The organism is Bradyrhizobium sp. USDA3516 (genome assembly GCF_057651995.1).
Genome location: NZ_JBYGYN010000010.1, coordinates 70930 through 96137 on the forward strand (window position 1 = coordinate 70930; position 25208 = coordinate 96137).

12 protein-coding genes, 2 pseudogenes and 1 riboswitch are annotated in these 25208 nt (G+C 56.5%); of the genes and pseudogenes, 2 read left to right on the forward strand and 12 right to left on the reverse strand.

Going from position 1 to position 25208, the window contains the following annotated elements:
- Positions 1 to 223: 223 nt before the first annotated feature.
- Positions 224 to 507, forward strand: a pseudogene (locus AC24YW_RS27940) (alcohol dehydrogenase catalytic domain-containing protein); the annotation flags it as partial.
- Positions 508 to 2371: 1864 nt separating this feature from the next.
- Here AC24YW_RS27940 and AC24YW_RS27945 read toward each other — a convergent pair.
- The 11 genes and pseudogenes from AC24YW_RS27945 to AC24YW_RS27995 all read right to left on the reverse strand — a co-directional run bounded on the left by AC24YW_RS27945 (position 2372) and on the right by AC24YW_RS27995 (position 20215).
- Positions 2372 to 3700 (reverse strand): glutamine synthetase family protein, encoded by a 1329-nt coding sequence (locus AC24YW_RS27945; protein ID WP_487485738.1) that lies wholly within the window; start codon positions 3698 to 3700, stop codon positions 2372 to 2374.
- Positions 3700 to 4986 (reverse strand): ATP-grasp domain-containing protein, encoded by a 1287-nt coding sequence (locus tag AC24YW_RS27950; RefSeq protein WP_487485739.1) that lies wholly within the window; start codon positions 4984 to 4986, stop codon positions 3700 to 3702. Before AC24YW_RS27950 ends, AC24YW_RS27945 begins: the two co-directional genes overlap by 1 nt.
- Entirely contained in the window at positions 4983 to 5852 is an 870-nt protein-coding gene (locus AC24YW_RS27955; protein WP_487485740.1) for an EamA family transporter, read from the reverse strand. Before AC24YW_RS27955 ends, AC24YW_RS27950 begins: the two co-directional genes overlap by 4 nt.
- A 162-nt stretch (positions 5853 to 6014) precedes the next feature.
- Positions 6015 to 6830 carry a gamma-glutamyl-gamma-aminobutyrate hydrolase family protein gene (locus tag AC24YW_RS27960; RefSeq protein WP_487485741.1) on the reverse strand — a complete coding sequence of 272 codons (816 nt, stop codon included), beginning with the start codon at positions 6828 to 6830 and terminating at the stop codon, positions 6015 to 6017.
- Positions 6827 to 7885: a dhydrorhizobitoxine desaturase gene (gene rtxC, locus AC24YW_RS27965; protein WP_487485742.1), complete on the reverse strand. Its 1059-nt coding sequence runs from the start codon at positions 7883 to 7885 to the stop codon at positions 6827 to 6829. The genes AC24YW_RS27960 and rtxC overlap by 4 nt, the downstream gene beginning before the upstream one ends.
- A gap of 31 nt (positions 7886 to 7916) precedes the next feature.
- Complete coding sequence (locus tag AC24YW_RS27970; protein WP_487485743.1) at positions 7917 to 10328, reverse strand: 2-aminoethylphosphonate--pyruvate transaminase; 2412 nt, start codon at positions 10326 to 10328, stop codon at positions 7917 to 7919.
- A gap of 1949 nt (positions 10329 to 12277) precedes the next feature.
- Positions 12278 to 14161, reverse strand: coding sequence for a sulfate adenylyltransferase subunit CysN (gene cysN / locus AC24YW_RS27975; RefSeq protein WP_487485744.1), 1884 nt, complete (start codon positions 14159 to 14161; stop codon positions 12278 to 12280).
- Positions 14161 to 15138, reverse strand: a complete 978-nt coding sequence (cysD, locus tag AC24YW_RS27980; protein WP_487485932.1) for a sulfate adenylyltransferase subunit CysD — start codon at positions 15136 to 15138, stop codon at positions 14161 to 14163. Before cysD ends, cysN begins: the two co-directional genes overlap by 1 nt.
- Before the next feature lie 196 nt (positions 15139 to 15334).
- Positions 15335 to 16438 carry a nodulation protein NoeE gene (gene noeE / locus AC24YW_RS27985; protein ID WP_487485745.1) on the reverse strand — a complete coding sequence of 368 codons (1104 nt, stop codon included), beginning with the start codon at positions 16436 to 16438 and terminating at the stop codon, positions 15335 to 15337.
- Between the two features lie 3321 nt (positions 16439 to 19759).
- A pseudogene (locus AC24YW_RS27990) lies at positions 19760 to 19923 on the reverse strand (IS3 family transposase); the annotation flags it as partial.
- A 37-nt stretch (positions 19924 to 19960) separates the two neighbouring features.
- Positions 19961 to 20215: an LYR motif-containing protein gene (locus AC24YW_RS27995; RefSeq protein WP_271595803.1), complete on the reverse strand. Its 255-nt coding sequence runs from the start codon at positions 20213 to 20215 to the stop codon at positions 19961 to 19963.
- A 1380-nt stretch (positions 20216 to 21595) separates the two neighbouring features.
- Between AC24YW_RS27995 and AC24YW_RS28000 the strand changes: the two genes are divergently transcribed.
- A complete protein-coding gene (locus tag AC24YW_RS28000) occupies positions 21596 to 21757 on the forward strand; it encodes a hypothetical protein (protein WP_487485746.1) in 162 nt (53 codons plus the stop codon).
- A gap of 509 nt (positions 21758 to 22266) precedes the next feature.
- Here the strand turns inward: AC24YW_RS28000 and metE are convergent.
- Positions 22267 to 24612 carry a 5-methyltetrahydropteroyltriglutamate--homocysteine S-methyltransferase gene (gene metE / locus AC24YW_RS28005; protein WP_487485747.1) on the reverse strand — a complete coding sequence of 782 codons (2346 nt, stop codon included), beginning with the start codon at positions 24610 to 24612 and terminating at the stop codon, positions 22267 to 22269.
- Between the two features lie 103 nt (positions 24613 to 24715).
- Positions 24716 to 24918: riboswitch (cobalamin riboswitch) on the reverse strand.
- Positions 24919 to 25208 lie beyond the last annotated feature (290 nt).

The window sequence follows — 25208 nt, forward strand, 5'->3', positions numbered from 1 at the left end:
CTCGGCCCATACCGTGTCAAAAATCTTACGGCAAGCGATTACCGAAGACGTGAAGCCACCTCGCGGGCGATTGCAGAGGGCGCTTAGCGATTTCACCCGACGTTGGTATGGAATTTGATGTCTCCGCTCGCGCAGCCGCGCGCAATTGCGCCATCGCCACTGATGCCTACGCAACGCGCGCGATCGCAGTGCTCTGCATCAATCAAAGCGTAAGGTTTCTAACATGAAGCCGCTCGTCAAGGCTAAGTCTGAGCCCGGACTCTGTTTACGCGACGAACCCGTGCCCATGATCGGACCGACTGATCAATTGATCAGGCTCAAGAAGACCCGGGATTTGCGCTACGGATTCATATTTTCCGCTGGGATGAGTGGGCTCGCAAAACCGTGCCTGTGCCCATGGTGGTGGGCCATGAGTTCGCGGGCGAAAGAGTTGATCTCGGCTCGGCCTTTCAAGGCCTTGCATGCGGCCAGCGTGCGACGGGAGAAGGCCATGTGATCGCAATGCACGGTCTGGCCTAGGCCGCCCGGACCGCATTTTTGAAGGCACGTAAATTGCTGGATAACGAGCAGGAGCTGGCGCAAAGAACGCGGGCCGCAGCGACTATCTCGGAATTCTAATGAGGCTGATCCGATCCATCTTGTTCCACCTGACTTTGATGCTGCTTGCACCTGAACTTTCAGACGCAACGAGTGCTGCCGCTGGCGCAAGTCCTTCGAGCGTCAAAGCTGTGGCGACATTCAAGCAGAATAGTCGCCGAGAGGTGCTACTAAGCTTCAGCAGTCGCGGCCCCTACGACAGCCAAACGACGCTAGCCGCACTCGGTCAACCGGCGGACAACTTCCGGCCGGTCAAGCTGCCTGGCAGTTCCGCGGCGCTGGAACCCAGCCTTATATGTATGATCCGCACGCCCCAACGCCTGACAGTCAATATCCTCGATGGCGCTGATAGGCTTAACATCCCCCTTGTGACGTACGGGATGTGCAATCCTGCCGCCCCGCCTTTTAATCTCCTAGCTGCAGAGACGCCGCGCTCAAGCAATACAGCTATCCTCCTCGGAGTTCTGATTGTCGCCTTTCTGACTGTTCTTGTCGTTATTGTTGTAGAAGTAAACGGCCCAGGTGCGGGCACGTGAGCGAGCAGAGCTGGGCTATATCGCAGTCGCCGTTCAGCTGATCTCCCGCAACTCTTCGCTGGTTGCAATTCAGCGTTCACGCCAAGGGACTCACGGGAATTTGTCCGTCCTCCAGGGTGCGGCAAGACCACACTCCTACACTGCATTACCCGGATGCAGCGTCTGACCAGCGGAGTCTGCTCGGTCGACGGCGAGATTTAGTAGGATGAGACGATGTCTCAGCCGCACTCATCTACGTCCCATCGGGGGTGTACTTCAGCGGCCGATCTTTTCTTATTTGTCTATCAAAGCGTACTCTCCTGTATAGCCGGTCAAAACCGAAGACGGCACTGATCGACTTTGACGGTGTAGTCGAACCACTAGTCTTGGGGCACTGCCTGACGATGGGACTGTCACATCTTTATCGGCCGCAGCAATGTAGCGCGCTGTTGATCCCAACTCGGCTACTTTTAGTGGCGACCCGCTCATCTGGACTCAACTGCACCGCCAAGAGCACGCTCTGCCATGCCTTTAAGGCTTGGCTACCTTGGCACGATTTTCCTCACACCGAGAGATCGCGTCCTACGACGGTCCGGTTCTAGCGCGCGTGCGTCACTCACGCTGCTTGATCGCAAATCGGCTATCCAGCGAACGCGGCCTCACCGGGGGCCCTCACCGGGGGAGTACTTTGTTACGGCCTTCCCTAAAGTTCTTTGGCCTTTCGCGTGATGCGCTCACCCGTTCGAAGCCGATAAAGGCAAGATCATTGTTGCAGCCTTTGTACGCGCGCGTCCCACGATTTGCTGGGGCGGTTCTGCGCGATACCCTCGTGCGGCGCTTGAGGGACAATCCTTTACGCATCTTCGCGAAATAGACTGCGCACCATTTCTCGCTCTCATGAATCCAGGGCCAAAAGTGATTGGCCCTCTTCGCCGGCAGGGAACTCAGAGCGCCGCGCGGGGCGCGTCCTGGCCAGCACCGATCTACGCCAACCTCGTCTCGGGCGCGGGGCTCCGCGGTTCGGCTACAGCGTCGCGCGTCCTGTTCTTCGGCTTCGCCCCACTGGACGAATATTCCCCTTTTGCCTTCCTTCTTGAAAAAGTCGAGCACAGCTTATCTGCATTGCACCGAAGCAACCGCAATTGCGGCCACAGAGCAGTTGGCAGCAGACCTCATCAGCTCCCCACGGCTCTCCTTAACGAGAGACGCGCCCTTCACATGGCTGCGAGAGGAATGAGGCACAGAACTGTCAAGACAAGCTAGATGATCTCGAAGTATCTCCGACGTTCAAAGTCGGTCACTCGATTTTGAACGGCGTCCCATTCCCAACGGCGCGAGCAAGAAAACGCTTCAACAAACCTTTCTCCGAAAATCTCGTTCGCCGCTGCTGACTGTGCGAAACGAGAAGTTGCCTCTGATAGGCTTTGAGGTAGTCTCGCAGTCATTTCCACACTTGCATCACCGGCGATCGACGCGGGTAGTGCCACACCTGTCTCGACTCCCAATATTCCGGAACCAATGGCACATGCGAGCGCAAGATATGGGTTCACGTCTGCGCCAGCCAGCCGATATTCCAGACGATGGACGGATGGCTCCCCCAAGATAGCGCGAACCGCGCAGGAGCGGTTGTCAACTCCCCAGCTTGGACAGATTGGTGCCCAGTAGCCAGGCACCAACCTCTTGTAGCTATTGAAGTTCGGCGCAGCGAGCACACAAAACTCGTTCATGTAGTTCAATTGTCCGGCGATGAATTGCCTCATAAGTTTTGAGAGGTTGCCGACCGCATTGCTGTCGTGAAACGCATTCTGACCATCCGAGGACATCGAAATGTGAATATGGCCGGACTGGCCCGGCCAATCCTCGGAAACCTTGGCCATGAATGTAGCCATCATGCCTCGCCTTTGCGCCCATGCTTTTATCATCGACTTGAATATGGTTGCTCGATCGGCAGCTTCCAACGCATCACAATGACGAAGTGACGCTTCGACCACGCCCGGTCCCGTTTCGAAGTGCAGTCCGCTGAGAGGTATTCTAGCTTTCTCACAAAGCGCTAATATCTCATCGAACAGCTCATGTTGAGCAACGGAGCGCATAATCGAGTAGCCGAACGGGCCGCGTGTTAAAGGAGCCCATTCGCTGAACGGCTTATCCTCAATTGTATCGGCGCTCTCCTTGAACAACATAAATTCAAACTCGAACCCAACAGCGCATCTGTATCCGAGGTCAGCAGCCCTTCTCAGGACCTTACGCAGAACACCCCGCGGGCAGATGTTCTCATGTGCGCCCGTGAACTCGGCGAGGTAGAGATGTTGATTGCCGAGATCAGACACCGAACGGCCGGTGGCAGACAGAATACGCAGGTCAGCATCGCCAAATGCTGATAACGGCTGCTGCGTGAAACTGATTGGGATGATCCGATCCGAACAATCCCACGCCAGCACCGCTTCAGAGAACTTGATGACTTTATCTTGACCCGAGAGATCTTCACCTAAGACATGCTTGCCTCGCAGCACACCGTCGAAGTCGCTTACGCCAATCATCGCTACGCGGGCTGGAGTGGCTCCGGTCAAAGTTGCTTCAGTTGCCATCACTGGCTATCCCGCGCCACCAATTCGAACACCTGATCCATCCGCATTTCTCGCAACTTGTGATAGTCATCATTAAGCTGATTCATGCCGCTATTCACGAGATAGACGATGCCCGGTGTCGACGCCAAATCGATAGTCGGAACCAGCTCTTCACCAATTGGAACGAATGCAATGGCATCCGCAAAGCTCGGGAGTTTGCGGATTGCTTGGAGTCCCGGGTAGCCGGCAACGACACCGCCCCTGTCGGAGATCAGGGAGACACAGAGTGCGTGCGCGTTCCGCTTGTACGGCCCGCGCATCCTCATGTACTCACCAAAACCCTCGGGATCTGCGTAGCGCCAAGCGGTCAGCGTGACATGGTTATGCCCCAACGCCATCGTTCGTGCTTTTGCCGACATAGTCCCTTGAAGCCTCGCCCCGAAGTCCACCAGAACGGGCCCCCGATGATCGACAATGATCTCGGCATGAGCCGGTCCCTCGAGGATCTGAAGTGCCTGCAACGCACGTTTCAGGTAGTCGGAGAGCTCCTGAACGATTGGTTCGCTGCCGTCCAACAATCTTTCGAGTGAGCAGACGGATGATGCCCCCTCGATAGGAACGGTGTCATAGGTCCAGGCCTCCGTAACGAAGGCATCTCCGTGGATCGAGACGGCGTTTACTGTGTATTGTTGACCGTTTATTTTTTCCTGCCCGAGAGCAAAACGATTCAATGCTCCGACACGGTTCGTCTTCCCAACAATCGCGGTTAGAGCACGCTGAATATCGGAATCTGTCGAGCAAAAGAATACATCCTCGGTGCCCGTACTGTTCAGAGGTTTGATCACGATCTCATCGAACTTCGCTTCGCGCCTCCAGCTTGCGATCTCTACAGCATTGTCAGACACGACTTGTCTGATCGATCGCACACCGGCATAGGTCAGCGCGCAAGACAATCGTGCTTTGTCACGCCGAGCAGCCGATAAAGCGGTCCCGTTTGAAGGTAAGCCCAGCCGCTCGGACAACGAATCGGCGAGTTCGACTCCAGACTCGCAACCCGCGATAACGAACTCAAATTCTCTGCCCTGGAGCGCCTGAAGATGATATTCAACGATGTCATCATACCCCATGCGCTCGCCGGGGCGAATGAGTTCATCGTACAGATCCGCATTGAAATGCGCTTGGAATATGGGTGGAATCTGTGCGGCCGACATCACATGTACCGTCCCAATTCCATAGCGCTTGAATTCTTCGGGTAGGTAGCGGCCGGTAGAGTATGCATCCACGACCACACATTTCCGTTCTTTCATGCGGATCTCCGATACTGCAAGTAGATGTTGCTGACAGCGATAGCCGTAATGAGGACATTTCCAACGAACGTATGTGGCGAAGGCACGATGCGTGAATCGAAGTACTGGAACAGGAAGGTGACGATGGGGGCGGTGGACAGGACCATGTTGACGGTGAAGGGCTCTACGCGGCGAATGCCCTGCTGAATCAAGAGCAAAGGCAAAACGATCGTCGACAGTCCAATTGCTGCGATCGCAAACCAATGCTGCGAGATCTCGGGCACGATAGATGAATGGTCGACCAGCCCCAGCAGCAAGACAATGGTTCCATAAAAGCGATGCGCCAGGACCTGTCGGCCGGAAAACCCACGGTCGAACAGCACCTTGACAAGGATATTTGTGAGGGCAAGCGATAGGCCGGCCACGATGGCCAAGACGATGCCAAAGGACGATCGAGCCCCCCACTCCACACCCGCATTGCCGCTGGCCGAGATCCAAATCATGTAAGTCCCGATCGTCGCAATCGCGGCGCTCACGACAATATCGGATGTTGGCGGGGCGCCGCTGCGCCTGATCAGGGCGTTTAACCACACTGTTGCGGCGGGCCCCAACGCCACCATGAAAGCGGCCACGATCGCAGGTTCAGCGTATTTCAGTCCTATAAATAGGCCGATCCAGCTGATCGCCGTCACGACGTTGAGTGCGACGAAGACCAGGAGCGACCATTTTCCGGCTCTTGCTTCGCCTCCCTCGTGGCGAGCCAAGAAGTTGAACGCTATACAAACCACTGCGAAAGACAGCAGCAGCGCCACGAACACATCCGCTTTCTGAAAATACGATGCCGCATAAACCTCCCCTGCCGCGCTCAGAACGACATAAAGCGCCACAAAAAGCACTCCTAGAGCGAAGCCACTCGTAGATCGTCCGCCCCTTTTGTGCCCGCGACACCGGGCGGAGCTCTCGGAAGCCCACGCGCGCGAGTCGTTTTCGCAGGACTGCCCTTTCGGCTCGCGCGAGCCACGTTTCGTTTGCAATATCACGACCTGCCTCTAGCCCTTCTTAGTCCGGCAGTACCCAACACACGCCTCTCCAAATGCCTTGAACAGTTGCTTGCTGAGGAGGTCGGTTGAGACGTGCCATTCGGGGTGCCATTGCACACCGATTTGCAGCGTCGGAGCGCCAATCACTGAAGCTGCCTCGACCAGACCGTCGGGCGCCCACGCCTCGCGCCTCAGCGCTGGGGCAAGCGCCTCGATGCCTTGATTGTGCAGCGAGTTGACTTGCGCCTCGATCATCCGCGCGATTGGAAACAGTGCGCCATCGGATGATATCCTGACGCGGTGCGCGGCATCGTATTGACGGTCCCTGGGACGGTCTGGCTTCTCAGCATGCATGGCGCCGCTTTCTCGGCTCCACTCCGCAAGCGATGGGCGGAGTGTTCCGCCGAGATAGACGTTGAGTTCCTGAAGCCCACGGCAGATGCCCAGAATGGGCATTCCGAGGGCGATGGCGCTCTCTATGGCCACGGCAGAGAGCCTGTCCCGGGGACGGTCAAGGATCCCAGGCTCAACATCCTGCCGATCAAGATCCAAGGACGCGGGCGCTGACAGGACTGCGGGGTCCACGTTCGATTCATCGCCTGTCAAGACCAGACCGTCGAGCCGGCGCATGATGGCTGGGGCGACCTCCTCCAAAGCATCTTCCGCGTCGACGGTCGGCAATATGACACAAGCCACGCCCGCATGGCGATGGAGTGCCTGCACGTACTTGCGCCGTAACCAGTCGCGATGCACACCATCGACCAGAAGACGGTTCGAAGTGACGGCGACAACGGCTTGGGTGCGCTCGGGCTGTTGCAACCTCACGCCAGCGTGCCTCGCGTGCGAACCCCGGAAACGGACTGCTCATACAGCCGTCGATTTCGCTCTTTCAACTGAGTTATGACGCTAGGCTGACCTTGAGGTCCCTTGACAAAGAGCCCACCCCAGGTGGCGGCGACCTTCGCGTAGTTCGGATCCTGCATTCGGATTTTCTGAGCCTTGCGCAACAGCCAAAATGGGATACCGGGTGAAAGGTGATGCTCAAGGTGGTATTCATCCAGATTCTGTCCCAGGATGGCTCGTTCGAGGAAGCTTCCTTTTCGATTCCTGGTGAGATAGACGTTCTGCGTCTCTGTTTCGCACATAGGTGAGTGCTCAGCGAGTTCGATAAACCAGCCGAGAACCTGAAATGTGGTGAGATAGGGCACGATCCAAAACAGGACGACGATATGGAGCAGACCAAGAGCATATGACCCGGCCAGGATGCTGAACCAGAACAGATAGAAGCCATACCTGTCGACAAGTATGCCTGAGCGGCTCTGATCTTCGGTCTCTTCGATCGAAAAACGATTAGTCCAAAGATACTTCAGATACGCTACTGTCGCGCCGCCCAAGATCGGCTTCCAAATGAGGTTGAAAGCATATCTCTCTGGAGGCTGCACATCGTAGACGCCGCTGGCCAGGAAAAACTTCAGGTCGGGATCCTTGTCCGGGTCGCCGAGATAGGGATGATGCAAGTAGACATGTGAGATCCGGTAGGCCCAGTGGCGTTGGAACAAGGGATAGGAAGCGAACAGAATGCCCAGTACATAATTCCAGGTCGTATTCTTCGCGAGCGTGCGGTGAGCCGCATCGTGAGCGATGGTTGTCAATCCGCGTTGATAGGCACCGATCAGGAGAACGGCCAGCGGGTAGAGCCACCACGAGACAGACACGGTCGCAAGCGTGCACGCTGTGATGACAGCGTAATCTTTCGCAATGTAGGCGGCCCCCGTGATGTTGTCCGGCCTTAGCTCCGAAAGCTGCTTATTGATCTCCCGACTGAATTGAACGGCCTCATAGCGTGATGACCTCAGTTTCCAAGCGTCTGCCTGATTCATGAGAACCTCTTCCTGATCGCCTTGCAGGTTGTCAGATTGCCGAAAGCGCCTTGTCCAGATCGCGCAAGATGTCGTTGACATCTTCGATGCCGACACAAAGCCTGATTGAGCCACCAAATATGCCGGCGGCTTCGCGCTTTTCCCGCGGGACAGTGGTGTGGGTCGTCGAGACAGGATGAGTCACGAGCGTGCGGGCATCTCCCACATTGGAAACGTGATACATCAAGTCAACGTTCTGGATGAACTTGCGCCCGGCCAGTTCGTCTTCCACTTCGAACATGACCATCGCTCCATGTCCGTATGTGGTGTTGAGTGTCTGATCGACGATTTCCCGATCGGCGCCCTCAAAGAGCCCCGGGTAGAAGACGCGACGCACTTTAGGATGCTCTTTCAGAACGCCGGCGACGATCCTGGCATTCGCGCAGTGCTGCTTCATGCGAAGCGGCAGCGTTTCAAGCCCTTGGATCAGTTGAAAGCTCGCAAAAGGGGCGATGGCCGCACCGGTATCGCGCAACCAGGTCATGCGAGCCTTGAGGAGAAACTCGCTCTTTCCTAGATCATCGACTTCGCGCACGGCGTTGTGCCAGACAATTCCGCCATGCGCTTCGTCGGGACCGTTGAACAAGGGAAAGCGAGAGGCTCCCCGATAGCTGAACTTGCCGCTGTCAACGATTAGTCCGCCGAGGGTCGTGCCATGACCGGATATGTATTTTGTTGCAGAGTACGTCGTAACTGCAGCGCCCAGGTCTGATGGCCGACATACCAATGGCGTGGTCGTATTGTCTACGACCAGAGGCACGCCGTACCTTCGGCCGATTTCCGCCAGCTGTTTGACGGGGAGCGGAATCAGACAGGGATTCGAAATTACCTCTCCGAACAGGCAAATCGTGCGATCATCAATGGCACGTTCGAACGTCTCGGGCCTTCGAGGATCTGCTGTCCTCACGCTGATTCCCAAACGCTTTAAGGTATTGTGGAGCAGGTTCCAGGTATTGCCATATAGATAAGGAGAGGCAACGATATTGTCCCCTACTTCGCCACTTGAAAGGTTGACGATTGCAAGGAACGTTGCCGCTTGACCTGACGCAACGGCGAGCGAGTCGCTGCCCATATCGACGGCGGCGTAGCGCTTCTCCAGCGCGCGAGTCGTCGGATTGATAATCCTCGTGTAGGTGAACCCATCCGCTTTGACGTTGTAGACGTCAGCGATGTGATTTAGATCGCCATCGAGTTCATAAGCTGTGTTCTGGTAAATCGGCACTGCGACGGCTTTTGTCACCGGGTCCCGTCGATAGCCCGCATGCAGAACAGCGGTCTCGGCGGAATGCCGCAGCTGCCGGTCCCCAGCTGCTTGAGCCGGCATCTTTACGCGCGCCTCATATGCCTCTTGACCCGACGCCGGCCTTCCTGACCGAGCCTGACCGGAGCGGAAATATGTACGAAAGGCGCATCCCAACTGCTCAATCCAGCTGGATTGGATTTCCCCAATGCAACCGACCCGAAAGCTCCGCGTCGCAAGATGCAGCTTCGAGTAGACGTAAAGATTATGGGCCGCCAAGTGGCGATACAGCCCATCGAATCCTGGCTGGTCCACTATTCCGGGCGGCGCACTGAACGCAACACAGACCGGGGACTGCAACTCGGGGGACAACAACGGAGCCACTATCCCTTCGAGTTCCTTGATGAGGTCGTTTCTGACCTTCTCGTACCTGAAGCGCCTGGCATCGATGCCTTCCTCGTGCAGAATCTTCAAAGCCATTGTCGTTGCCTGAACGACGTGGGTTGGAGGGGTCGACCGCCACTCACCCGTGCGCTCGAGCGAGCGCCATTGATCTCTCACATCGAGCACAAACGATCTCGGTTCTTGAGTCGCATTCTCCAGTAGCTCGCGCGAGGCGATGACGAACGCTACTCCCGGCGGCCCTTCTATGCACTTGTTGCTCGACGTGACCAGTACGTCAGGTCCACGCTGGGTCAAATCGATATTGAGGGCGCCGAACGAACTCATCCCATCGATGATAGTCTTTACGCCACGTTGCCTCGCCACCTCCACGATCTCGTGCAGCGGATTGACGATTCCGGTTGTCGTCTCACAATGCACGAAACACAGGTGCGTAACGCCGGGATTTCGGCTCAGATACTCGCTGATCTCTTCCGGATCCAACGGATCCGTCGCGCGCTTAACAAGCTTCAGTGCTTCGATACCCCACAGCCGCAAAATTTGAAGAATGCGCTCGCCATAGATGCCGTTCACGCAAACGAGCGGCCTGTGGGCTCGGGACACAAATGAGGAGAGAGCCGCCTCCATTGCAAAGGAGCCGCCTCCTTGAATAGGCACCACCGAATATTCCTCACTGTTTCCCAGCAAGTTGAGCATCAGCCGCCTCATGCAGGCGGTCACCTCCTTGAACTCGTCATCGCGAGACGCGAGATCAAGCTGCATCTGGCTCCTGACCGCCGGCGATAACGATAATGGACCAGGCGTCAGCAACGACCGCTGTCTTGTCAAACCATTTCCTCCTAACATTGTATTGGTCGATGACCTTGAGTACGCACAGTAGGGAGCGCCGTGGCGCGCGTCCCATTCCTCATCAACAGCTTCGAATGAAGCGACATGTACCGTGGACGCGTTTCGCGTCGACGCCCAAAAAGGCTGTCGGATGACAACCTCCATATCTCGTCGCGGACGGAGAGCGATGCTTCACAAAGCTCCTCATTGATGCCCTTCAGACCTCCCAAAATACCCTTTGGCGCGAAGAACGCGGGCGCAACCGGCGCCAACGTACGCTCTCATCCACTGTCATGCATGGCAAGCTTGAGCGCGATCGCCCTCTTGCAGCTATGAAGCGCCAGTCTGCGAACAATTTACGTGTGAGCCTGTCCGGTCAGGCACGCTTTACGCTAGCAAGGAGCTGCAGCCAGGACTCGACGTGCCCGGATTATCAATGCCTGGCATACTCGATGATCGTGGTTCGCAGCGGGAGTCTAATGCGTTCCTTTGGACTTGATACATTTGCACTCCGTCGCTGGTTAGAGGATCTAGGACGCCGATGACTGTCCATTTCGGAGATCGTACAACTTGACGTTACGGGCGGTTCAACCCTCTCCGGGGATTTTCTCACGTAAACTTTCCCGACGTGCTCTCATTTGGCTGCGACAAGCTGACGTAAGCAGCAGAGGACAGAGGATTCATAGCGCGGTTTTCGGCGAGCGGCCGTACGACAGAGCACGTTGTCCTGATTTGGTAGGAGTGCGCCGAGCCGAGTCCGGATGAGTGGCGGGTTCATCTTTTAAATTGATCGGTAGATCGGCAGCATCCATTGTTCGCTACACACGCCGCTCGTTGCGAGACATCTCACCGGGCGATCGTCCGGCGGTCAAGGTACGGTGATTTACGGCGGTTAAAACGCCTGAGCCGGCGAGCCACGCATCACCAGCAATCGGGGTGCGCAAGTACCTCGCCCATGAGGCACTCTGGTTCGACGATAGTCACTTCCGAGCCGTTCTGCTCGCTTTTGATTCCTCCGCAGGCCCGCTCGTTGATGTGAACTAGCGTTCTACGCGGTCTGCAGTGCGGTCGAGCACGTCGATGGCTGACCAGAGCGGCTCATCGAGAGATCATTCTTTGTCGCTTGGCCAGCGATGAGCTCCCTTTCCTTTTCGGCCGCGTCAATGGCCGCCTTCATGGCAAGGAACGATGGAAGGCGGACTGGAGCATGACGCGAACACGCAACGGAGCTCCGTAGCGCAGGATGGCTAATGTTCGCGGCAGCGTTGCCTCGACATGCGAAGGTGCCGGGCGGAGGCCGACGGTGTTCGCCTACGAACGGCGGCCACAATGAAGCAAGCTTGCCGGACGTTACCATAGGCCACGACAGGATGGATCGCGACCGATTGCTCGCTTCAGATTGGTCCATATACCTGGAGTAGGCCCAGGCTGGCCGGATAGCCACCCCGGAAAACCGCGGCCCGCGCTTCGTACTGTGTGGGGAAGTAAAGCCGGCCGAGTCCGCGGCCCCGGCGCGGCTTTAAAGGCAGATCGGCGTGTCCTTGGCCGCACGCGCAGCAAGAAGCGCCAAGCCCCCCCTCAACCTAGTGGAAGTAGGACTTCCTCTCTGGCCTTTTTCGCCGCATGGTAGATTCTGATCTGCAGCATGGGACGGCCTCTCTTGAGCTCCACCGCTCCTGACCATGCTCCATCTTTGCTCGCGTACTCGGTTTTGAACTGACCATCCATTTCGAGCACTTATCCGGAAGCTGGCAGTACACGAGTGGGTGCGACCAGTCTGTTCCTTTCGAGCGAAACGTTTGACCGCTGGCCCCGCCTGAGCCAGATCGCCTGAGCCGCGCCGGCAGGATATTACGCGAATTGATGACGTGACGCGAGCACATCTAGCCATCAAGAATTGAGCGCGCTATCAAGACATCCACTACCGCTTTCGCTGACTGCTCTAGGTTCTGCTCCATGGTCCTGAGATGAATATCCGGTGTTTCTGGTGCTTCGTAGCACGCGTCGAGGCCGGTGAAGTTCCTGATGTTGCCTGATTTCGCCTTTGAGTACAGCCCTTTCGGGTCTCGCCGCGCGCATTCCTCGATCGGCGTATCGACAAATACTTCTATGAACTCTTCGTTGCCAACCAGGATGCGCACCCTGTCCCGTTCCGCTCTCGTGGGCGAGATAAACGAGCAGATCACGATCAAGCCGCTGTCCACCATCAACTTGGCAACTTCACCGACACGCCGAATGTTCTCCACGCGGTCCGCCTCGGAGAAGCCCAGATCGGCGCTTAATCCGTGTCGGAGGTTGTCGCCATCCAGCAGCATTGTATGCCGCGACATCGCAAACAGCTTTTGATCAACCAGATTCGCAATCGCCGACTTTCCCGCGCCAGACAGGCCGGTGAACCAAATGACGCAAGGCTTCTGATTCTTGAGCGCGGCACGCTCCTTCCTATCCACGGATAGGGCTTGCCTAGAAATATTGGCGGTCTGCCGTAGCGGAACGGCAATCATGCCTGCCCCCGCCGTACGATTGGTGTAACGATCGATTAAGATGAATGATCCGGTCTTCCGATTGACGTCATAAGCATCGAATACTGCGGGTATTGTGGTCGCAACATTACAGAAGGCGATCTCGTTCAACGAAACAATCCCGGCGGCCAGATGCTCACAAGTGTTGACGTCGATCCGATGCTGAATTTCGGTAATGCTGCCGGAAATCGTCTGCGATCCGATCCGCAGGATGTAATTGCGTCCGGGAGTGAGCGGCTCCTCGTCCATCCAAATCACATAAGCAGCGAATTGGTCGGCGACCTTTGGTTGGTCGTCCGGTCGGGACAAAATGTCGCCACGGCCGATATCAATTTCGTCTTCCAGTGTAATGGTCACCGCATCCCCGGCTTTGGCGCCGACAAGGTCGCCACCGTGGGTCACGATCCGCTTGACGCGCGTGGTCCGTCCCGACGTGGCGACAATGATCTCATCCCCCGCCGAGATCGTCCCGGAAGCCACCGTCCCGGCATAGCCCCGAAAATCCGGATTTGGCCGGTTCACCCATTGTACCGGAAAGCGGAAAGCCTGGCTTGCGGTGCCGGACTGGATGTCAATGCTCTCCAAATATTCAAGCAGGCAGGGACCACGATACCAGTTGGCACGCGCGGAGCGGTCTACGACGTTATCGCCGTAGCGGGCCGAGATCGGGATGGGAACGATCGAGGTGAAGCCGAGACCGGCGGCAAAGGCCATATAGTCGCGCGCGATCCGATCGAAGCACTCCTTGTCGTATGCGACAAGATCGATCTTGTTCACTGCCAGCACGATATGACGAATACCGAGCAGCGCACAGATAAAGGAGTGGCGGCGCGTCTGAACCATCACGCCTTTGCGGGCATCGATCAGGATAATGGCGAGCTGAGCCTGCGAGGCGCCGGTAGCCATATTGCGGGTATACTGCTCATGGCCGGGAGTGTCGGCCACCATGAAGGAGCGCCGCGGCGTAGTGAAGAAACGGTAGGCAACATCGATCGTAATGCCCTGCTCCCGTTCGGCCTCGAGTCCGTCCACAAGCAGAGCGAAGTCGATGTTATCCCCGGTGCTACCGTACTTGATGCTGTCGCGTTCCAGCGCCGTGAACTGATCGTGGTAGATCATCTTGCTGTCGTGCAGTAATCGGCCGATCAGCGTCGATTTGCCGTCGTCCACCGAGCCACATGTGATGAATCGCAGCTGATCCTTCGTCCGGACCGAAACCGGCTCCGTTGTCTGCTTTGTAAACATCAAAAGTAGCCTTCTCGCTTCTTCTTCTCCATTGAAGCGGCTTCATCGGTGTCAATTAGGCGCCCCTGGCGCTCAGACATGGTCGCGGTCTGCATTTCTGCGACGATTCCTTCGATCGTCGTCGCATCGGATTCGATAGCCCCGCTCAAGGGATAACATCCAAGGGTGCGAAAGCGGATCATCCGCATTTCCGGCGTCTCATCGCAGTTAAGCGGCAATCGCTCGTCGTCAACCATGATCATCGCACCATTTCGATGCACTGTCGGTCTTCGTTTTGCGAAGTAGAGCGGAACGACCGGAATTTTCTCGATCATGATGTATTCCCACACATCGAGCTCGGTCCAGTTTGACATCGCAAACACGCGCATGGTTTCGCCCTGGCGAATCCGTGTGTTGAACAGGCTCCAGAGCTCCGGCCGTTGGTTACGGGGGTCCCATACATGTCCAGCCGAACGGAAGGAGAGTATCCGTTCTTTCGCGCGACTCCTTTCCTCATCGCGCCGGGCTCCGCCAAAGGCGGCATCGAATCCGTGGAGGTCGAGCGCCTGTTTCAGCGCGTCCGTTTTCATGACCTGGGTATGGAGGGCGGAGCCGGAATCGATCGGATTGATCCCACGCAAGCTGCCGTCCTTGTTGACATGGACAATCAGGTCGAGGCCGAGCCGCCTGGCTGTCGCGTCTCGGAAGCTGATCATCTCGCGGAACTTCCAGGTCGTATCGACGTGAAGCAGGGGGAAAGGTAGTTTTGCCGGATAGAACGCCTTGATCGCAAGGTGTAGCAAAACGCTTGAATCTTTTCCGATCGAGTAAAGCATGACGGGCCTTTTGAACTCGGCGACCACATCACGCATGATTTCAATCGATTCAGATTCGAGACGGTGCAGGTGTTTTGGCAGCATATATCTTGTTTTCGGTGCAGGATCTCTGTTCTTCGTCGCTCTATGGCTCCAGCCTAGAGCGGGGGATTTCCGCGGCATAAAGGTCCGGTCATGGCGCATGGCTCGTCAATGAAGCCAAGCCCCGTTCGACAGCAGACTTCGAACGCAGCAGCATATCGCATTGTGCTCGCTCTTACGCCGGCGCGTGCGGCACACCTGATCGGGAGATCAGCGTGCGGTTTAAGAATCTGGGCTAAATCAACCAGCGTGGCTTGATCACAAGCATTCAGAGTGCTTAGGAGATCCTGAGGATCTGCTCAAGCCGCGCGACCTCGCCTCGCAACATCTCGATAGCCACGTCCCGGTTCTCCGAAATGTTCCAAGCATTGTGGACCGACTCTCCGGCGTGAGATAAGCTGGACTGTCCTCCCGCCTTGGCACTTCGCAGATCCCACCAGCTTCGGAATACCCGACCATAGAGCTCGGTTACTTCCCGTCCCCTGTCCAGAACTCCGGCCTTCTGGGCATGCAACAGTTCCTGCTCATATCCGAGTTCTACCAAAAGCTCGGCACCGACCAGATCAGTCACGGTTTGCATCTCTTCGACGCTCAATTGAGATTGCCATGACTTGACAGAGCTTTCGTCGATGGTGTTTCGTTCCAGGATTTTTCGGTCTCCAAAGCTGCTGGACTGAAGATAATCTGCTCGTCCCATGCTCACCGATGCCACGCCTCCTGGATCACAGCCGAGCGCTGTTAGTAGACGCTGGATTTCCTCGTCCGGTTGCGCCACGAGCAGTTCGTATTGCACCAAATGAGTCTGCGGGCGAATACGTTGCGCGGCGAGCCTAGGAAGACCCAAAACCAAATCGGCCAGTGAAGATATTATGCCATCGGGCAGTCGAAGCATGAGGTCAGCGAGACTGGATACGCTGACCGGCTCCGCGCTTTCTGCCCGCAGTGGGATGCCCCACGTCGATTTCAGTGAAGCGGCGATCGCGTAAGGATTGCGCATCAGAAGGATGTGTGGCGCTTCCGGATAGACGGATTCAACAAATTCAAGTGTCGTCCAATAGCGTGGTGTCTTATCTATGATGATGCGCTTGCCCGCTTTTGCCAGATATTGATCGTATGCTGCATCTGCAAAAGCGCGGCTAACGATCGTGCGATCTATCCGCCCCAAGAATTCGGAGGTGGCGGCCTCAATTAGAGAGCTGCCGGCCGGATGACGCCGATCCACCTTGCCAATTGCTTCAAGCGCCAGCATTAACCAGGGTTCAGGCGGAGCCACAATGTCTGGATGGAGCTGCAGCAAATGTGCAAGGAGTGTGGTCCCGGATCGTGGAAGACCAAGGAGAAAGCACACCTCAGGTGAACGACCAACACGTCCGCTCATCATTTAGACACTCGTGCTTGGCAAGCGCCATCTGTCGACGCTAGCTCGATTGGGCGAAACAAAGCCGGCCGCCGGATCACATGGGGGCAACCGCTTGCGTACAAGGAGTCGAAAGGACAAGGATTTTGTCTGCCACTCATTGCTTGAGTCCCGTTCAGTCCGATCAGGCGGGATCACAGAACGATAACTGAAATCGCTTCCCCGATTGCTCGATCGATAAAACGAAATCAAGCAACAGCTCAATTGCACGAAGATTGACTGCGAATATGGCAAGGTTGAAAAGAACTATACGGACGTTTGCCAAGACCGCGCGCGGCACATGGAAGGTTGCTACGTATAGAAGATGGGTGCGCTGGGCATTGAAGAGGTACTGCGACATGCACCTTGCTGAGGCTCGGCAGACACAAACAATTTCGGCATATGAGCGGAGCGCTGCAAAGAAGCAGACCATATCACGGACATCGCACTTGGCAGGACGCAGAAATCTTCTCAGCGCGGGAGCGATCCAGACGCTACCTCCAGTGAGGCCGCCGTTGGTCGGTCAACACACTGGATCGGCCCTTCATGTGAGAGATCCTTGACGGCGCCATCAGCAAGACAATGTCTTCACTGCCGATTGGTCACACCCGTTGAGACCACGTCTAAGATAGTCCGTCAATAATGAGAGGATGCTGGAGCTCCCACCGGTCCAAACACTCTCTCAGCGCGGATCCGTAAAGCTAAATTTCCGACAGAATTTCTATGGGTACTGAGGGCGACCCAGCGAGTCGCCCTATCGCGCCAGTGCCAGCGCTGCTGAAAACTACCGCTGATGTCCGAGTCCGATTCCAAGATGCAAGGCCTTCTGGCGGAGCGCACCCACGCTGCGTTTGGTCATCTTTGCTATTTTTATGACCGGGGTTCGGGCCTTCGAATGGACTTTGAGCTCCTTGATATCTGCCCTCGTCCATTCGCGCCGCGTAACGCGTTTCTTGGTTGCTTTCTTCACGATGAATGCTCCTTTTTAGAGGAGCGGCTTGTAGCATAGTTTTCACGGCACGACGACCGCAAAAAGCAGACGATATAATAATAAGAGTGGCGTCAGGTATAACTTGGTCATGCGTTCCAAACGCGAGACGTCTGGGCTAGTACAGCTGTGGAACTGCAAACCTCATATACACCTCGCCCTCTGAGAACGTTCCCCATCGACGCCCTTCTATTTGCAGCGAAGCAACCGACACGCGCTAGAATGAGTAAGCCAACGCGAGATCAGTTTAGCCGACCGTCTCGACCACGCTGATGTGCATGAAGAGGCCAGAAGCCTCATCCCCTCAGGTTTAAATCACAATATCCCTAGCCGCGCTGAACAACTTCCTAATATCAATTACAACGCCACTGCTTCAAGATGTGACTTCGAGATCTAGTTGAGTACATCACGATCAGCAAGGGGTTGCGCGGCTGGCGGTCACCCCGGTAGCGGTTTACGTGGGCTCAATCGCTTGCCGTGGGGCGCTTTCTGCCCGCGTTCCTTCCCAGCTGCGAAGTCAAAGGCGCAGTTGCTCAGCTTTCGGCTGTTGCGCGATCTGCATAGTTCACTGATCTAAGTGTTCGAGCCTCTCGAGATATTCCCTTCCCTCCTCGGCGAGGATCCCGCACCCGGCCTCCCGCATCAGCTTTGGTCGAAAATGCACAGTTGGGGCGCGCGGCCTGCGATGCGCTTCATATGAGCCGGCCACTCCGGGCCGCTGCTATACAAGTAGCCAATGCTGCTTAACGCCTTCGATGCTCGACCGACCCGTGCGGCTAGCGGGTAGGTATCTTCAGTATAGACGTGAAAACTCACGCGCACGCCATTGACCCAAGAAAAAGCCTCATAACGCCTATTTTGAGGTAAGCTCCAGAGGCGCGCCCCGCTTTCAAAAGAAAAGCTTGCTCGCTAAGCACAATACGCGATGCCCGCCTGGTCTGGTCGCTTTAAGCAACTTTTTCGACGCATCGGCCACATCCTGCCCGAAGCTTCCGAAGAACGGTTCAGCATAAGATAGCGGCGTCGACTAGGAGTGTGACGAGATCTCAACCGCCTTTGACCAGTACGAGATCAAACGACGTCGGTGGTAACCACGCTGTTGTACATCTTGACGAATGACGTCGCTCACGGAACGAACCGCTCGCTTCTTTCTCTTCCACTTGCCGTCCAATCCCGGCGGGATCCCAAAGCCTGTCGGGACGACCAAAAGATCGTGTCTTCGGTTCAAATAGATATCGAACATGTGTATCTCTTGTCGCGCGAGCGTAGATCGGCCGTTCATCGGTCTGGTGACATTGAAGCAACAGTCTCCCTTAAAGTCACTGGACGATCAAATGACATTCGAAAGCTCCATCCTGATACGTCAAGACCGTCACGGGCACGATGGTGCCAAGATCTGAGCGTGTTCACGTCCCAACTTACGTCCGCTGCGAGGCGCGCTCGACGAGCGTCGACCTGAAACGTGGCGAGAGTACATCTAATCTTACTCAGCTACTTTGCGGCTCTGCGGAGCTTACGCTACAGTTTTTGGTTCTGGCAACTAGTTGATGCAGCATAACTTTGACAAGTTCTAACGAGCACACCTTCGCCAGCTATCAGGCTCCCAAAGCAATGGCTTTACGAGCGGCCGCCTCCGGTACTAGTCGAAGTAATCCTCCGAGCCGTCTTAGCGGACCGCATCGACAGTAAAGCAATCCCCCCGGCAAAGATCCACCCATGGCGCTGCCGAGCCGGGATGACCGGAAAGCGATTGTGTTCAAGGATCCTGGCCAGTTCGGGGCCGGCGTCTTTGACAAACGAACGTCAGGAGGGACCGAAAGGACATTGATATCTATGTAGAGGCCGGACAACAGCAGGTCGTCATCGTCGTAAGCTGGGGAATTAGTTTTGAATGGTTCGGGCGCGACTATCACTTGCGCATTGCTTCTGGCAAATAGTCGGTCATCGCTCGAGACCGCACCAACAGAAGGCTCATCGGTCGATGCACGATCACGTTAAGCTCCCGCAACGTGTCCACAATTGCTTCGACATGCTCATTCAGTTCGTCGGCATAGCGGTCCTCAATCCAGTGGCGGGCCGATGCGCGAGCTTAAGCACCTGCTGCCGCCGACGAGAGAACGCGGGTAATACCAGTCCGAGCGAAGCTCAAGATTGATATAAAGGAATAAATCGCAAGAGAGTTCGCGATCATGAGCCGCATGATTAGCGGCCGTACCCACCACAACCTCCTTCAATCTCGACCACTCGTCGTACGAATCTAAAGCACGCTTACCCGTATCGGCCGTGCCTTCAGGTTTCATAGACCGACTGCCGAGTCCGATCAAGACGCGAGCGTAGGACACAGTCTCATAGGCCTGCTCGCCGAATACGTTATCGCGGGCAAGCAAGCCCTCCATGCTAATGGCGATGCCATGACTGGCGAGCACGCCGGTGAACGTCGCAGCCGTGAATAGCCTTGGTCGGTGCTGAAGATGTCGCGCTTCCGTGGAAAACTGAGGAAGTGCGAAACCCTTGCTTACTCAGGCGTCCTTGCGGGATGCTCGAAAGGCTGATGTGGACGGATTAGCTAAGGCAGGTGGGGTTCGAAGCTCCAATACATCGGCGAAAATTGTCCAATCGCGGACACTCTTTTGCTTGCAAAATTCAGTCTCCGCCTGCTGTGCAGCAGCACTCAGGGAGACGGCATCGACCTTGAATGCTGCCTGGCACGCACGATGCTCGCCGCCGGTATCGTCACAAACGGTCTTAATAAACCGAACATTAAATGAAGGCATGCCCCTCGCTTCCCGTGGTTCGCTTATCGACTATTCTGCCATTCGCATCGCGAGTATTTGATCTGCCTCAAGTAGCCCCCCACCAAGAGGTCTGTCCGCCCATCCAAAGATCGATCAGATGTAACGGCGCGGCACGAGCCGCTTGCGCGCGCAGATTTCTTATATACGCCGGCGAGGGACTATGCGCGCAGGCGATCGTGCGGCAATCAGGCCAGGAACCCCGTCTTCCATCCGACGGTTCACCAGCCGCCCCCACGGTAAGCCGATCATAAGGATTAGTCGCAGCCCACGTTTCGATGAGCCCAGGTCCAGGACTCCAGTGCCGAGACCTAAAGGTGGGATCAGCCCCGACAAGGCTACCGACGATGAAGGCGAACAAATCATTTGACCATCCGTGTGCACGGAGCCAATGAGGAACAATGCTGCCGTAGCCCATGGAGCGTGAGTTGCGCCTCAAATCAACACGCTGGCGTGCTGCAGAGAATGCGATGGATTCGCGCATGCCCGAGTTCGGACATGTACACTGCCACGCGCGGGGTTTGCGGCACGTGGCGGCCGCTCGAGCTCAACCACTCCCGGACGAACGAGGCTTTTGACCCGCATCAATGCTACGACGGCTGTGTCCTGATAGAGGTGATCTTCTAGTAAGCTCAGACGCATGGCAGAAAGAACGACTTGAGCCCATGATGCTCTCATGTCCAAGCACCAGCCATCACTTTTTAGGAATCCTTTCGGGCGCAGCCGAGCCCCGGGTTGATGACCTACACATGGTAAGTTGCGCCGCTTGCGATGGCGTCTACTTTATCGACCTGCGGACAGGCCCGATTATGGGCTCCGAGCAGCGCTACGTCCCTCCTATTGGTGTCAACCGAATCCGGCGTCTTCGCGCTCTCGCTGGAGCACGTGCTACGCGCGCGAGAGCGCGGCTGAAGTCGCCCGCACTCCACGGGATGACGCCGCAGAACACGGAGTTGTGTCACCAACAAGGGACGTGACATGACAGAAAACCGGGCCATTTACCCCGCCACAGGCCAGATTGCTGGAGCTGCAGACCAGTTTAGTTCGTGCAGAACAGTTACAAATAGCAACAGCCGAGGCCTTGAGCTGCCCCAGATCCATTCGACGGAAGCTCAGGCCTTGTTTCCCGGGGAAAATCCAAATATTCGCGAGCGGACAGTGTTCCGGACCAACGATGCCACCGACTGCCCTCTGCCGCGGCTCACGCCATCAAGACCGCGCGCCGCCCCTTGCGCGGAGCCTGCTCGCGCGGACGCCAAGCGATGTTCGTAATGTTCACAAGGTTGTCTGAATTTGTCAGCTCGCAGCGATGAACCTTGTTCAGGATCAAATGGCGATTTGATCTGGGAGCGGCTCGAAATCATGCCGCCCTTCGATCAGGATCTGGAGATTGCCGTGATCGAGGGGAATTCAATTCACCGGGTGGTCTTTCCCTGCCGCCGGGCGTTCGCCGGATGGATCAACGCGAATACCGGAGAGCACGTCGCCGTGCAGCCGACGCATTGGCGTATCTGGCTCGGATAGCGGCGGCGATCCTGCACATAAGATTGGTGTGAGTTGAAGCAGGAACTGGCTTCGGCGTCCTCTCGTCGGACACTATGTGGGGTTGATCGAATGAGAGCGCCTGACGGGGAAACATATCCGAGCGGACCGATGAGAAGCCCCTTGCGGTGAGGTCCGGCATCACCCCTCTCATTGTTGTCGCAATCGTTCCCACTCTTCTTATGAGCGACACCACGGTGTAGATTTTGTCTGTCAGACCAAACGATCGCTTAGCACGGCATAAGGAGCTACGATAAACGTATCGATAGGAGTCCATATTCTCGGCCAATGTTCTCGCCTTGGTGAACCGTCGGCTATTCTGTTTTGGCCAATAACGCGAGCCGTCAGCGTCGTTTCTCCGGGTGCACATCCGTTCCAACCATCAACTGGGGCCAAGCACTTTTTGTTGGCCCCAAGTCTTGCCGCTAGATTATGGAGCGCGGTATTGACCACAAGCGAGTAGCTTGGTCGAGAACAGACCGAGCGCCGGATCAATGATTTTGCGGAGACGATGCAGCGCGCAGTTCGCGGGCGGCAGCGACCATGTTGGTGATCGCAGGCCGCACCTCCTCCCATTTGCGCGTTTTTAAGCCGCAATCCGGATTGACCCAGAGCTGTGATTCTTGCAAACGCGTCCGAGCCAGCACCATCAGCTCCTTCATTTCGCTCACCTCGGGAACGCGTGGAGAGTGGATGTCGTACACGCCAGGTCCGATTTGATTTGGGTATTCGTACTTGCTGAATGCGCCCAGTAGTTCCATTTTCGATCGCGACGTCTCGATCGAAATGACATCCGCATCCATTGCAGCGATCGCACCGATGATGTCGTTGAACTCGGAGTAGCACATATGTGTATGGATTTGCGTATGATCGGTAACGCCTGATGAGCAGATGCGGAAGCACTCTCCGGCCCAATCGAGATAGGCCTTCCACTCCGATCGGCGCAAGGGCAATCCTTCGCGAAGTGCAGCTTCGTCGATCTGTATCATGCCCGCACCGGCATTCTCGAGGTCGCGCACTTCGTCGCGGATCGCAAGCGCAAGCTGACGGCAGACCTCGCTCCTAGGAATATCATCGCGAACAAACGACCAGTTCAGGATCGTCACCGGTCCGGTCAACATCGCCTTCATTGGCTTGCTAGTTAGTGATTGCGCGTAACGCCACCAGTCCACAGTGATCGGCTTCGACCGCACTACATCGCCAAACAGGATCGGGGGCCGGACGCAGCGCGAACCATAAGACTGTACCCAACCCTTCCTGGTAAATAGGAAGCCGGCGAGTTGCTCGCCAAAGTACTGCACCATGTCGTTGCGCTCAAATTCGCCGTGCACGAGGACGTCAAGACCGATGTCCTCCTGCCAACGTACGGCGCGGGCTATCTCCTCCTTGATGAACCTATCGTATTGCTCGTCGCTCAGCGCGCCTCGCGCATGCGCCGCCCGAGCATTTCTGACCTCTGTGGTCTGAGGAAACGATCCGATCGTCGTGGTGGGAAAAGCTGGTAGTCCAAAGCGTGCCCTTTGGATCTCGGAACGACGTGCAAACGGACTTGCGCGCCGGCGCATCGTCTGGTCGATTGCGCTCATCCGGGCAGCGACATTGGCATCATGGATCTTCGGCGAAGTCCGGCGGGCAGTCGCAGCGCATTCCGAATCGGCAAGAGCGAGCCCGACATTTTGGTCGCCAGCGAGTGCTCGCGCCAGGATCGCAAGCTCACGCATCTTCTGAACAGAGAAAGCAAGCCAGCTCTTGACGTCGGACGTGAGCCCGGTCTCGAGTTCAACATCGACCGGCACATGAAGCAGCGAGCAGGATGGAGCGAGCTGTACACGGTGCTTGCCGAGCTTCGCAATCGCGGGCGCCAACCGCCGACGGAGCGATGACAGGTTCGATCGCCACACATTCCGGCCGTCGATGACACCGAGCGACGTGACGAGATCTCTTCGACCGACAGCAATGATCTGATCCAACAACTCTGGCGCTCGAACCAGGTCAACGTGCAGACCCGAGACTGGGAGGCTCAAGGCGGTATCCAAATTGTCGCCTAGGTCGCCGAAATAGCTGGCAACCATGATCTTGATAGCCGGTCCCTCTTTCGCGAACCGGTTATAAGCATGTAGCAGTGATTTTCGCACCGCTTCGTCCAGATCAAGGGCCAGGCAGGGCTCGTCAAACTGAACCCAACTTGCCCCTCGTTCGGCCAATTCATGCAGAACCTCAATATAGATCGGTATCAAATCATCTAGTAGGGATAGGGGCTGGAACGCGCCATCGGCACTCTTGCCGAGCTTTAGGAATGTGATCGGCCCGATCAGGACCGGGCGAGTCTGAAAGCCAAGAGCCTTTGCCTCCTCATACTCTTCAATGGGTTTGCGAGAGCAAAGTCTGAACGCCTGTCCCTTGTAAAACTCGGGAACCATGTAGTGGTAGTTGGTGTCAAACCACTTAGTCATTTCCTGCGCGGGTGCGCCAGCCCCCCGCGGCCCCAGACCGCAACTCGCATCCTGGTCGTCGCATTGTGATCCGCGAGCCATGGCGAAGTACGTCTTGAGGGAAACGTATTCTCGTTTCGAGGCGTAGATCTCCGGGATAGCACCAACCATGACACTTGTATCGAGCACCTGATCATACAGCGAGAAGTCATTCGACGGAATGATCGTCACGCCGAGAGACTTCTGACGGGCCCAGTTCGCTGCGCGCAGGCCGGATGCGTCCTCGAGCAATTGCTGTTCGCTGATCTTTCCGGCCCAGTAGCTTTCAAGAGCAAATTTGAGCTCACGCCTTGGACCGATGCGTGGCGTACCGAGCGTAGCAACCGGAAGAGAGAGAAGAGACATAGTGTTAACCCCTGTTGGGGACAGAGGCCATGGCGGACGCAGGCAGAAGAAGTCGCGCGCGCGCGACGGCTGCTTGGCGCACCACCGAGACACCCCGCCCGTGGACCAATCTTTCGTCGGGGCAGGTCTCCTGGCTCGCTGGTCATCGCTGCTGTCCGGCCTTCCCAAAGCCCTCCCGGCTTCAGTGACATCGTTGGACAGTAGCTCGCCGCTCACAGTTGCGGGGGCAGCGCCGGCATTTGGACCGGCTTCCCTCTTAGCTCCGGATCAAGTGGGATTCGGAGAACCTCGACGACTTGAATTATCGGCAGGAGGATTCTTCCGTCAACCTCTCAGATTATGTGCCACGCTAATCTTGGACATCTACTAGGCGAATGACCGTGCATCTCTATGATTCTCTAAACAGAGCTGACGCAATCAGAGATGTCCTTGATGTTGGAGTGAGACTCGGAGCTGCCTTGAGGCGAGCCGCCAACCCCATCAATGAAAGGGACAAACGCAGCCCGCGCGGCGGCGATTACCGCCGTGTCGAGCAGAATGCATTCGAGGCGGCTTCCGATTTCCAGCGGTTCGCCCAGCACATCCGCTGGCAGCTA

What these genes read in the sequence shown, in the direction of transcription:
- AC24YW_RS27945 (WP_487485738.1), bottom strand. Translation starts at nt 3,700, where the DNA reads ATGGCAACTGAAGCAACTTTGACCGGAGCCACTCCAGCCCGCGTAGCG.
- AC24YW_RS27950 (WP_487485739.1), bottom strand. Translation starts at nt 4,986, where the DNA reads ATGAAAGAACGGAAATGTGTGGTCGTGGATGCATACTCTACCGGCCGC.
- rtxC (WP_487485742.1), bottom strand. Translation starts at nt 7,885, where the DNA reads ATGAATCAGGCAGACGCTTGGAAACTGAGGTCATCACGCTATGAGGCC.
- AC24YW_RS27970 (WP_487485743.1), bottom strand. Translation starts at nt 10,328, where the DNA reads ATGCAGCTTGATCTCGCGTCTCGCGATGACGAGTTCAAGGAGGTGACC.
- cysN (WP_487485744.1), bottom strand. Translation starts at nt 14,161, where the DNA reads ATGTTTACAAAGCAGACAACGGAGCCGGTTTCGGTCCGGACGAAGGAT.
- cysD (WP_487485932.1), bottom strand. Translation starts at nt 15,138, where the DNA reads ATGCCGCGGAAATCCCCCGCTCTAGGCTGGAGCCATAGAGCGACGAAG.
- noeE (WP_487485745.1), bottom strand. Translation starts at nt 16,438, where the DNA reads ATGATGAGCGGACGTGTTGGTCGTTCACCTGAGGTGTGCTTTCTCCTT.
- AC24YW_RS27995 (WP_271595803.1), bottom strand. Translation starts at nt 20,215, where the DNA reads ATGCCTTCATTTAATGTTCGGTTTATTAAGACCGTTTGTGACGATACC.
- AC24YW_RS28000 (WP_487485746.1), top strand. Translation starts at nt 21,596, where the DNA reads ATGCCGCCCTTCGATCAGGATCTGGAGATTGCCGTGATCGAGGGGAAT.
- metE (WP_487485747.1), bottom strand. Translation starts at nt 24,612, where the DNA reads ATGTCTCTTCTCTCTCTTCCGGTTGCTACGCTCGGTACGCCACGCATC.